General features: G+C 42.8%; 12 protein-coding genes. 3 read left to right on the top strand and 9 right to left on the bottom strand.

All coding sequences use genetic code 11. The features are described 5' to 3' along the window. The 3 genes from PSE7429_RS24625 to PSE7429_RS17710 form a co-directional block, all read right to left on the bottom strand. The coding region (locus PSE7429_RS24625) for a helix-turn-helix domain-containing protein (RefSeq protein ID WP_009628681.1) at positions 1 to 181 on the bottom strand (181 nt) is incomplete at its 3' end. Between the two features lie 70 nt (positions 182 to 251). Further along, positions 252 to 1,544 (bottom strand): glycosyltransferase family protein, encoded by a 1,293-nt coding sequence (locus PSE7429_RS17715; RefSeq protein WP_009628680.1) that lies wholly within the window; start codon positions 1,542 to 1,544, stop codon positions 252 to 254. Positions 1,545 to 1,631: 87 nt separating this feature from the next. Then, positions 1,632 to 3,245, bottom strand: coding sequence for a SagB/ThcOx family dehydrogenase (locus PSE7429_RS17710; protein ID WP_009628679.1), 1,614 nt, complete (start codon positions 3,243 to 3,245; stop codon positions 1,632 to 1,634). A gap of 206 nt (positions 3,246 to 3,451) precedes the next feature. On the opposite strand from PSE7429_RS17710, the gene rpmF reads away from it, so the two are divergent. After that, the gene (rpmF, locus tag PSE7429_RS17705; protein WP_009628677.1) at positions 3,452 to 3,628 is read left to right on the top strand and encodes a 50S ribosomal protein L32; all 177 of its coding nucleotides are present in this window, start codon (positions 3,452 to 3,454) and stop codon (positions 3,626 to 3,628) included. A gap of 125 nt (positions 3,629 to 3,753) precedes the next feature. Here rpmF and PSE7429_RS17700 read toward each other — a convergent pair whose 3' ends face one another. Further along, positions 3,754 to 4,419: a hypothetical protein gene (locus tag PSE7429_RS17700; RefSeq protein WP_009628676.1), complete on the bottom strand. Its 666-nt coding sequence runs from the start codon at positions 4,417 to 4,419 to the stop codon at positions 3,754 to 3,756. 161 nt (positions 4,420 to 4,580) lie between these two features. Then, complete coding sequence (locus PSE7429_RS17695; RefSeq protein WP_009628675.1) at positions 4,581 to 6,206, bottom strand: peptide chain release factor 3; 1,626 nt, start codon at positions 6,204 to 6,206, stop codon at positions 4,581 to 4,583. A gap of 236 nt (positions 6,207 to 6,442) precedes the next feature. Between PSE7429_RS17695 and PSE7429_RS17690 the strand changes: the two genes are divergently transcribed. Continuing rightward, positions 6,443 to 6,673 carry an RNA-binding S4 domain-containing protein gene (locus PSE7429_RS17690; protein WP_009628674.1) on the top strand — a complete coding sequence of 77 codons (231 nt, stop codon included), beginning with the start codon at positions 6,443 to 6,445 and terminating at the stop codon, positions 6,671 to 6,673. A 365-nt stretch (positions 6,674 to 7,038) separates the two neighbouring features. Next, on the top strand, positions 7,039 to 7,584 hold the full coding sequence (locus tag PSE7429_RS17685) for an ankyrin repeat domain-containing protein (protein WP_009628672.1): 546 nt from the start codon (positions 7,039 to 7,041) through the stop codon (positions 7,582 to 7,584). 95 nt (positions 7,585 to 7,679) lie between these two features. Here the strand turns inward: PSE7429_RS17685 and PSE7429_RS17680 are convergent, their stop codons facing one another. The 4 genes from PSE7429_RS17680 to ykgO form a co-directional block, all read right to left on the bottom strand. Next, positions 7,680 to 8,429, bottom strand: a complete 750-nt coding sequence (locus PSE7429_RS17680) for a sucrose-phosphate phosphatase (RefSeq protein ID WP_009628671.1) — start codon at positions 8,427 to 8,429, stop codon at positions 7,680 to 7,682. 98 nt (positions 8,430 to 8,527) lie between these two features. Beyond that, positions 8,528 to 10,180: a mechanosensitive ion channel family protein gene (locus tag PSE7429_RS17675; protein ID WP_158467651.1), complete on the bottom strand. Its 1,653-nt coding sequence runs from the start codon at positions 10,178 to 10,180 to the stop codon at positions 8,528 to 8,530. A 138-nt stretch (positions 10,181 to 10,318) separates the two neighbouring features. Continuing rightward, the gene (locus PSE7429_RS17670) at positions 10,319 to 10,912 is read right to left on the bottom strand and encodes a PAP/fibrillin family protein (protein ID WP_009628669.1); all 594 of its coding nucleotides are present in this window, start codon (positions 10,910 to 10,912) and stop codon (positions 10,319 to 10,321) included. A gap of 70 nt (positions 10,913 to 10,982) precedes the next feature. Next, positions 10,983 to 11,108: a type B 50S ribosomal protein L36 gene (gene ykgO, locus PSE7429_RS24620; protein ID WP_071590172.1), complete on the bottom strand. Its 126-nt coding sequence runs from the start codon at positions 11,106 to 11,108 to the stop codon at positions 10,983 to 10,985. Positions 11,109 to 11,320: the final 212 nt, after the last annotated feature.

Raw genomic sequence — 11,320 nt, 5'->3', positions numbered from 1 at the left:
AACTGGTTAGCATTGTTGAGGTTTCAGAGTATCCAACTCGCTCTTGGCGTTCGTACCATGCTTCTGTCCTTGCGGCTAAGGCACGGTTGTAAACTAATCGAGCGCAACCCATCGTTCTTCTAAGCAAAGTTTCTTGCTCAGGAGTTGGATAGAATCGGTACTTGAAAGCTCTTTGAGTCATGCTTACATTATAGCGTTTACTGTGTAAAGTATCTGATTTAATATAAAGCCGTGCTAGAAGCACGGGGGTTTTAATCCAGTTTTCCGATAACTGACTCCCAAGTTTTTACGCGATCCTGAAGATTATGCTCAGCCCTATCCATTAGATCTTGAAGTATAGTTCCTGCATAATTATCTGGACGATGAAATTCGATAAGACGTTTGATTTTTTCATTAGGAAAGTAATCTAAACCTTTATCCAGCGCTTTCTCAAAAGTGTTTAGACAATTTTGAGGATTCAACACATCACAAGACCAGCCAATATTAAATTGATTTACCATCATATCGGTATAACCAAATTTATTGACAATAACTGGTCTATGCATGGCAACAGACTTGAGAAGATTAGCCGATAAATTATTTTGCCTGTAATACATTATCGAAACTATATCTAAAGAGCAAAAACCTATATTCATCTCGTCTAGATTTAGATATCTGTCCATAAGAATCAGACGACCTTCAGCCAATAATGATTTAAACTCAGACTCAATAATTTTTTTGTATTCTGGTAGTATCTTACCAGCTAACAAAAGACGATCTGTTGGTCTTGATGTAGCGCTTCTGAAAGCAGCAAGTATTTCAGGAATGGCTACTCGATGATCCATACTACCAATAAATCCAATATAGCGTCCATCTTCTGGGATGCCGAACAGATTTCTAGCAGTTTTTTTGTCTATATTTTCAAAAGAAGGAACGGGATCTGGAACCAGTTTTATGCGTTGGGAATTTTTGCTTGACTTAGAGGAGCTAACTTTTTCGTATACCAAGGGATTAACTACAAATAGACGCGACCAAGGAGAATATTTCCAAGTCATTCTATAGCCAAAGTCCTTTATCCTGTCAGTTAAGTTAGTTACAGCTCCACTATAACCATAATGAAAAATGCCAACCGCATAGGTATTCTTAGGAAAACTATGTACTCCAAATAGAGAATTAACAGTCCATTTCAAACTACTTTGGGTATCAGCAGTAGTTGAAATAAGATAATCAGGTTTAATTCGATTGACTGAATTAGTCAAGTTATTGGAAATTTGCGCGCGATTTTGCAGTGACGATATAAATACTCTAGGATTTTTTATGATAAGCCTTGGATCTAATCCCAAACTAGCATCAACATATTTGAGACAAGGTTCAAAGTTAACCCATGAAGAATAACTTTTTAACTGTTTCTCAAAGTACTCAGACGCAAAATGCTCAGGAGTGATAGTTACAATAATTTCCTTAATTAGATTTAATTTTTTTAATTCGATGAGCGACGGCAATAAATGCTCAATGTAGTTAGTGTAATGACCACCTATAAACTGTTCAAAAATTTGTACTTTCATAGGATTTTGAAAATTCAGTATATGTCTTCCAAAGTTATCATAATTGTTTTACAACGATAGGACATAAGTTTTTATTATTCTTCTGTCTTAGCGGGGTCTGCCCAAAGTCGTAATATAGAGAACAGCTTCGTCATTAGGAATGCCCAAAACTTCGTTAACGAGATCATCAAAGAATCCTGCGATACCGCTGACACCAACGCCTAAACCGATCGCCGCCAGATTTAATCTTTGTCCGAGATGCCCTGCATCCATATGTAAATAGCGATATACGCGATCGCCATATTTCGTCACAGCTTTTTGGAGATCGGCGGTATGAAAAATTACGGCTCCCGCATCGCGTCCGAGTTCTTGACCAAGGCAAAGATAATGCAATTCTTCGCGAAAATTTTTAAAGCGAATTTGGCGTAACTCTTGCGATTTGGGCGCGTAGTAATAACATCCTTCTTCCAAATCCTCTACACCTGTAACAGCCACAAAGGTTTCAATCAAACTGAGATCAAAATAATCGGGACTGCCGTCAAGTCCCTGATCGGTATAGTGTTGGGGCTGATAGGTAAAGTCGAGAATGGCTTTGAGTTCTGCGAGTTCTAACTTAGCGCCACTATACTCACGGGTCGATCGCCTTTGCAAGATCGTATTCTCCAACATTTCAAGATCGTCGCCCCAGTGGATACTCTCCGTTGCGGTACTAACTTTGCTACAGAAAGGGAAGTTGTACTTATCGAGATCTGGTTTGTTCCCTTGATCGCTCTGGGCATTGATCTCGATCGGGCTTGCTGGCTCTAATATAGCCTTCTGCTTTGGCATTTCTGCAATTTGTGTTGCTTGGTGTAAATATGCCAATAGTTCGCCATCGGAAATTTGAGGATAACTGGAAACCACGGGTGAGGGGAACGCGGTCATGAGTCCTTTGGGCATATTGAGCCTCTGCATCGGCTCCCGCGATTCCTGCCCACGCCCAGTTCGTTCTTCGTCTTGCAGATCGACGATAGGAGCGATCGCGATCGCTCCTTCCACCTGTTTATCTAAAAATAGCAATTCATTTACGGCTTCATCATCAAAGCCTCCAATGAGATAGGACTGATAGTCCTCGATCGAGCTAGCTAGCTCGATATTTCCGAGCAAATGTCCCGTATCTAGAAAAATGCGGCGATAGGCACGATCTTGATAACGCCATGCCGATCGCTGAAATACGGCAGTAATGGCGATCACCATACGTGTATTTTGTAACGTGGGATGACCAAAACAAGCCTTTTGCAAATTCACCCAAACATTACTGTCTTGCCAAAAATGAATTAGGCTATGGGTGCGCACCTGATAGTTATAGATCCCTGCGGACAAAAGGGGAGTCCCTGCGGAAATTAAATATACCTCGGCAGGATATAAACCGCCTGCCGAAGGCGCAGACCTTAGATAAAAATCTTCGCCTGTTACCGTCGGTACTCTTGCCGTCAACCCATAACTACAAAAGAGCAACCGTGACAGCCTTCGCCATCGGCTCGCTAATAAACCATCGCGATCGGACTGGATCTCTTCGGTCAAATAGGGCTTGAGGTCATATACTGTACCAATTTTATAGTCCTTATAGGGCGATGGCTGGGTATTCCAATCTAGACCTTGGCTCTTTCTAGCAAGGGTTTCAGGGGCATACTTCGTACGCTCGTGATAATGTTCGGCGAAGGAAAGTCTAGCTTCGGGCATGAATTTGCAAATAGGCGGGTAGATTAATCTTAAACCCTGAAAGTAGGAGCAAGTCATGAATCGTCCCTACTTTTTAGGTTTAGTCAAAAATTGCGATCGCAACAACCATGATTTGGCATATGATGGAAAGGTTGTCAAAAATTTTCTAATTTGAAATTCATCATTCAAGATTAGGAAATTATCACGTTTAATATAGGGATCACGTCATGGCAGTACCCAAGAAGAAAACTTCTAAATCTAAGAGAGATAGCCGTAAAGCAGTATGGAAACGCAAAGCCGCAGTTCATGCCCAAAGAGCTATTTCCTTAGGTAAGTCCATCCTCTCAGGCAAAAATGATGGTTTTGTCTATCCGCTGGCTGAAGAGGCTGAAACAGAAGAGTAATCTTAAAAAAGACGAGCTAAGCTCGTCTTTTTTTTGCCCTAAGCTTGCCTAGTGGTAACCGTACTAATGCATAAGCCCAAGCATAGAGTGGCGGCGCTCTGCGCCGCCACTCTATGCTTGGGCTTTTAACTCCATGAAGTTGCTAGTTTCCATAACTGATAACCCAGTCCTAGCCCAATTAAGCAAGGAATAGTTAGTATCACGATCGCTATCCAAAATTTTCTTTTTTTGGTAAGCACTTCACCCACAAATGCGATCGCTGTTAACCCCACCCACACCACGATCGCCACAACCGAAAGATAAAACTTTAAGCGAATTACAAACACCAAACCACCCACGATCAACAAACCACTGATTAAATACCCCCACTTCATCAGGGCATAGTCAGCAAAGGCAGTAATGATGGGGAATAGCCCCACGATCGTAAAACCTGCGATCGCTAAATTTTTATGGGCGGGGATAGTCATTAGGACTGCAAGAAAATACCCCATACAGACATAACTAATTAAAATGATTCCCAACCATAGCCCCAAAAAATTGATTTTTTTGAAAGGTAACTTTGGCTTTGGCAGTCTAAATTGAGAGGAATCAAACTTAGGAAAACCAACTCTAGGAAGGTTGAATCTTTTAAACCGATCAGATTTTGAGCTATCAGATTTTGAGCTATCAGATTTTGAGCTATCAGATTTCGAGCTATCTGATTTTGCGGCTCCATCACTATCCTGACTATGACCTTGGGACTGCTCGGCGTTCTTTTTTTGCTTTTCTAGATTTTCTGGATTATCAGCCATAATTCCATCCCGATAATATATAGCTATATTCACTTACAGCAATTATCGATCAAACGAACCAAAAGGAAATTTTTGAAAGCGTTGCAAAGCAACGCTTTCAAAAATTTCCTTGGTTTGGGTTTGAGCGCTTCGCGCTGTAATTATGCCGAACTTGATTTTGATTATTTGGTTTCAGTGGAGGTCAATTCCGCAATAGGAGCGATCGCCTTTAATTTGAGCTTTGGATGATCACTTTCAACTTGATTTAAGTTCCATTGATTTTTAAATAGCAGCACGGGACGATTCCAACTATCCTTGACTACCATGGTATTAAACAATCTACCCACCGATTCCAGAGCATCCCAACCATCCTCGACCCAACGCGCCACTGAATAGGGCATGGATTCCAGCATTGTTTCTACGTTATATTCGCTTTGCAAACGATATTGGGCGACTTCAAATTGAAGTTGCCCCACAGCCGCCAGAATCGGATCGCGCTTAGCCTCATCCACGGAATACATAATTTGAATTGCGCCTTCCTCCTGTAGTTCCGATATACCTTTACGGAATTGTTTGAATTTAGAAGGATTAGGATTGCGAAGAGTGCAAAATAGTTCGGGAGAGAAGCAAGGAATTCCCGCATATTGCCTTTTCTTCCCAAGATAAATCGTATCTCCGATCGCAAAGGTGCCTGGATTATTCAAACCAATCACATCGCCCGCATAGGCAACATCGATCGCCTCGCGATCCTGCCCGAATAGCTTTTGGGCGTGGGATAGGCGAATATTTTTGCCACTCCGTAAGTGGGTAACGCTCATATCCTTTTCAAACTTGCCCGAACAAACACGCACAAATGCAATGCGATCTCGATGGCGAGGATCCATATTGGCTTGCAGTTTGAACACAAAGGCGGAGAAATCCTCGTCGGTAGGTGAGACCTCACCACTAGAACTATCGTGAACGGCTGGAGTTAATCCATATTCAAGGAATGATTTGAGGAATAGTTCCACCCCAAAATTGGTCATTGCACTACCAAAGAAAATGGGCGTGAGCTTACCAGAATGTAAATCTTGGGTATTCCATTCTGCACCGACAGAATCAAGTACTTCTAGATCTTCTAAAAGTTGATTGTAGAGATTATTCCCAATAAATTTAATGGCTTGAGGATCGTCAAAGGGATAGATATTAACATCCGCCTCGCGCTGTCCGTGAGCGCTACGCTTGAATAAATGCACGGTTTTACTAGAGCGATCATAAACGCCTTTAAACTGATCGCCTGTACCGATCGCCCAATTCATCACATAGGGCACAATTCCTAATTCTTTTTCAATTTCATCCAATAGTTCCAGTGGTTCGCGGGTGGGGCGATCCATCTTATTGATAAATGTGAAAATTGGCAGCGATCGCATCCGACAAACTTCAAACAGTTTGCGGGTTTGCGGCTCCAAACCCTTTGCTCCATCCACCAACATCACCGCATTATCAGCAGCGGCTAGGGTGCGATAGGTATCTTCACTAAAATCTTTGTGCCCTGGGGTATCGAGCAAATTGATGCAATAGCCCATATAGTCAAATTGCAACACGGTAGAGGTGATCGAAATCCCGCGTTGTTTTTCTAATTCCATCCAGTCAGAAGTAGCATGGCGTTGGGCGGCTCTCGCCTTGACTGCCCCCGCAAGGTGAATTGCCCCCCCGTACAGCAATAACTTTTCAGTTAATGTTGTTTTCCCCGCATCGGGATGGGAAATAATTGCAAAGGTGCGTCGCCGTTCGACTTCGCGCTCTAACTCTTGCCACAGTTGACTCATGAAAATTTTGACGAACTTTTTTAAATTTATCGGTACTGCTTATATTATGCTCATTTTTTAGCGCAAATCAGTGAACTCATTAAAATAGAGACATAAGTAGCTGAACATAATTAAAACCCAGAATCAGAATCTGAAGCGCACGCTGCGCGTGCGCTTCAGATTTTGGGATTTTATTGGGATTTTATATTTAATTGAGCCTCACTACTTAAGGCACACCATAGCTTTGGCAATAACTAATGCAAGAAACAATTCACGAAAAATTTGAGTTAACAGGTGAATATATTACCCTATGCAACCTATTAAAGGTGTGCGGGGTTGCTGATACTGGTGGCGTGGCAAAGTTAATGATTATTGATGGCGATGTTGAAGTTGACGGTCAAATCGAATTACGCAAAGGCTGTAAGATCCGCGCAGGGCAATGCGTAAGTGGATATGGATTTACAATTTATGTAGTTGCCAACAAGTAGCTGGGCATAATTAAAATCCAGATTAAAAAGCTGTGGCGCACGCTGCGCGTGCGCCACAGTCTTTTTAATTTTTGGTTTTATATTTAATTGCGCCTAGCTATTTATACCAATTCACGAAAGTGTGACAACACTTTTGGGAATTAAAAACTAAATCTAGCAAGGGTTTTCAAGTTACAACGCATTGCGCTCAAAGCCAAACCAAGGAAATTTTTGAAAGCGTTGCTTCGCAACGCTTTCAAAAATTTCCTTGTGGTTCGTTTGATCGATAATTGCTGTTAACTTGGGATAACTTCCGCAGAATTGCGCTAGTCGATCCCCGTACAAATTCATAGACTCTAAGAAAATCTTGAGATGCGGGTAAGTCTATGAATTCTTTTTTAAGAACCTCAAATTTTTTATTAGCTTTTGGCTTAGTTCTCAGTTTTAGCAATGATATATATGCGACCGAGTTTCCTAAAAATAATTTGCTTAAGGAGCCGAATAACCAAGTTAAGGAAACCAGACAAGTTAAGCAAGAAGAAAAGCAAACACAAAACCGCAACGCTCAATTATTAATCGCCAGTCAAAAGGGAAATCTCAAGGAAGTACGATCGCTAATTTCCCAAGCAACCGATGTCAATGTCCGCGATGAATATGGTTGGACACCTTTGCTATGGGCGGCGATGAACGGGCATACGGAAATCGTACGGGTTTTATTAGTGTCAGGAGCAAATCCCAATACACGCAATAAGTATGGCTGGACTCCACTCATGTGGGCTTCGGGGCAGGGGCATGGCGAAATCGTGCGATCGCTCATCGCCGCAGGGGCAAGACTCAACGCGCAGGATCGTAATGGCTGGACTGCCCTCATGTGGGCATGGGATGGCAAGCAAGAAGAGGCTGTCGCAATTTTGCAAAGTGTCGCTAAGTAGCTAAGCCTAGAAGAGCATACCGCCCGCATAGCGGGCGGTATGCTCTCTGGTTTTGTTTTTAATTCACAAAATTGTTGTCACACTTTCGTGAATTGTTATAATTCATCGATCAAATTAAATTTTTGTAAGGCTTCTAAAATACCAGCAGCATAGGCATTCTTCGCAAAGTAATGACGTTCCTCGTCCGCATGGGCTGCATACCATTCAATTAACTCAAGCTGTGCATTGTTAACAATTACCCCAAGTGCTGGCTGTTGAAACATACTAATATCATTGCCCGAATCACCACATACCAAGGTTCTTGCATTAGTAATACCGAGCCTTTGTTGCAGATATTGCACTGCATATCCTTTATGGGCATTCACAGGCAAAATATCAACATCGATATTACTGCTGAAAACGACTTGAGCTTTTAAGTTCGTGCTTTGCAAGTTCGCAATCAGTTTGGTGATCGTGCTAGCTGCACCGAGCAGATGAAAACTCATTTTCCAAGGATTCTGCTCTTTTGGCGATTGTTGTTTCAGCTCGGGAAAGCGATCGCCAATCAGTTTAGCGATCGCCTCTCTTTGCCAATCTGCGCCAATATGCCTTGCCCACTCAAGATCTAGACTCTTCCCGCTATATATCTCTGAGCCAACGCCTGTCACCCAATAGTTTGGTTCGATTAATTCTCGTTCCAGCTTTAACTGCTGCGCTGAGCCATAGGAACGACCAGTCGCATAAACTAATAGGCAATGCTGGCGATGCTGGGAGAGAAGCTGGTTTAGTTTCTGAGTGGCATGATCGTCACCCACAAGGGTATTGTCCAAATCCGTCACTAATAAAATTCGCTCGATCTCATTCATACTCCCTTCCCAGTGAAAAATTAGACGTTGCGGCGCGAAGCGCTGCAACGCTAATTCTTGGTTTTGTATGTCTATCTCTTTGGTGGGAAGGGCGTAATCTAGGTTGGTGTTGATTCATCTGGGGGAACTTGCGTTTCTAAAGGATTGAGATTTATATCTGGATCGCTTGATACAACTGACTGTTGCGGTATACCGATCGCAATTCCCTCCTTTGCCATAGCGATCTTGAGGCGACGACGGAATTCCCTTGCGACCGACCATTGCTGAAGGGGTTGGGTCTTAATCCAAGTACGGATTAACATCCCAGAATGCTCTAAGTCATCGATCCCTAAGACTTCGGGTGGTTCAAGGATTTTAGTGCGCCAAATATATTCTTGGTAAATTTCTTGGGATAATTTGCGAAGGACATTCAGCGCCAGATCGGGATCGGTATCGTAGGCAACTCGAATCGTCAGATCGACCCTCGCCCAGTCTTTAGAAAGGTTCTGCACGATCGCGATCGAACTATTCGGAATGGTAATGAGCTGTCCCTCGTTATTGCGAACTTGGGTGATGCGGAGATTCATATTCTCAACCAAGCCCCCTAATTTTCCGACAATAATTACATCGCCGACCGCATATTGATCTTCGAGAATAATCAGGAAGCCATTGATTATATCTTTAATCAATCCCTGCGCTGCAAAGGAAATAGCAATACCGACGATCCCCGCACCCGCTAAGAGCGGAATTAAATCAAACCCAATCGTGGAGAGAATTGCTAAAGTTCCCAAGCCCACTAAGATAATAGCGGTAACATTTCTTAAGACTTGCGATACTGTCGATACCCGTAGATCCAAGCGCTGATAGGGTTTGAGCATAGCAAAGTCCTTAGCCTTTAGAAATCCTGAAAAGCGCTCGATCAGGAGATTGCTAATCCGAATTAATAGGTAAGTCCCTAAGACGATCGCTAAAATTTGCAAAGGCGTAGATAACAAGAAAGACTGGAAACCCCTTGTGTAGGGAACCAAACCTAAAATCGTAAAACTAGAAACCCCTAAAACCCCTAAGTAGCCAAGCTCTAGAATTCGTCGTTGCAGGTCGCAGAGATTAGCCTTTTGTCTTTGCTTTAGCTGTTGAGCTAAGTCGGTAACTGCGACAGAATCAAGGTATGGGGAGGCGGTATGTTCGAGTTGCGCTTCAATGGTTTCTTGCTTGAGCTTTAAACGCTTTAGCCAATGGCTAATTACTCTAATAGCCACAATCGTCGCCAATAAAATCCCAAAAGCAATTCCCCCGCGTTCGATCAAAAACTGAGGTTGACGTTCCTGCCTAGCGCGAATGAGAGCTTCCCGCAGGATCTCGGTCAGTTGATTTGCCCAGCCTTGCGGATCGCGTCCTTGCAGTTGGGCATCCATCGTCGTCACAGTCATGAGATAGCGATCGTTAATGGCGATTACGGGTTGATCGCTCTGGTGATCGATGGTGGCGGTCACATGCAAAGTCTCAGGATCGAATTTGCTATTGGCAACATGGCTCAATTCATTTTCAATTCCCTGTACACGTTGTTCGACAGGAAATCTTTGGTTGACCGTGGGAGAGGCTAGGGCAAATAAGGGATAGCCATCAAGCCGAACTACAGCGCGATCGACATTGGCAAGATCGATCGACTTTTCACGCGTTAACCAATTTAGCTTTAAAAATTCAGATTGCCCCCAAGCGCTTTGACTGTTATCAAGACGGTTATTAATAGAGGGAAGTGAGGTAACTATCAAAATCGATAAAATCGACAAAATAACGAAAAAAAGCCGTTTTCCCAAAATTTTCCAAGGGTGGATTTTTATTTGGATAGAACGGTGAGACATGGGTAATGGGTAATGGGTAATGGGTGATGGGTAATTCGTAATTCGTAATTAAATCCTTCTTAAAACAAACAAATTCCCTTCATTTCCTCTCCCAATCCTTAGATCGCGATCCAGATAGGTCGTTTCTAGCCAGCCCTTTTGATCTTCTCGCTTGATTTGGAAATCGATCGCTAATAGTTTTTTGGGCGATCGCAAAGTATCAATAAAACTTTTGACGTTTTGATAGCCCACTAGACTCTGAGAACCAGCAACCAATCGCTCAAAATTTACCTTAACCCGTTTCTCTGAAACTACAGTAAAGTTCGCGCAGACGCTCACTAATCCGCCGAGCAGTGGCAAACCCTTAATTTCGGCAACGTTAAAAATTTTGCCTTCAGCTACACGCAAGCATTGGTAAATATTGCCCAGCTTGTAAAACGGAAAGCGATCAATGCCCAAAAGCTCTTGACTGGTCGTAAATAACAATAGCCAATCCCCATCTAGCAATTCGGGGGTTTCGGTGGGTGCGGGGGTAGGGTTTAGTTCTTCAAGGTAAGCAACTGCCAAAAAAATCGCCTTGCGCTGATTTTCTGACATTTGTAAGCCGCGATTCACAGGGGCGATCGCATTCAGGAGATTTGCTTTACGAGTAGTACTAGTCATACTCCTATTTTACAAAAAATAAGGGCACAAAAAATAAAGGCAACGCTGTGCGTTGCCTTTATTTTTTGGTTTACCCTTGACGAGCTTTGAACTTTGGGTTTGTCTTACAAATGACATATATTCTGCCGCGACGACGTACAATTTTGCAGTCCTTATGGCGAGTTTTTGCCGATCTGAGGGAGCTAACAACTTTCATGGATGAATCCCTAACGTTTACTTATGATGAAAAATTTTCACACAGCTTTTAATTTTAACATGATTATGGATCTAAATTTAGGCAAATATGACCGTCACCCAATCAAACCCAATAAAAGATGATTGGCAGCGCAAAGCGCTGCCAATCATCTTTTATTGGGTTTAGGCATTGAATCCAGATCTGAAGCCTGCGGCGCACGCTGCGCGTGCGCC

Source organism: Pseudanabaena biceps PCC 7429 (assembly GCF_000332215.1).
Taxonomy (GTDB): Bacteria; Cyanobacteriota; Cyanobacteriia; order Pseudanabaenales; family Pseudanabaenaceae; genus Pseudanabaena; species Pseudanabaena biceps.
Note: the sequence above shows the minus strand (reverse complement) of the source record. Positions and strands in the feature narration are given on the sequence as shown.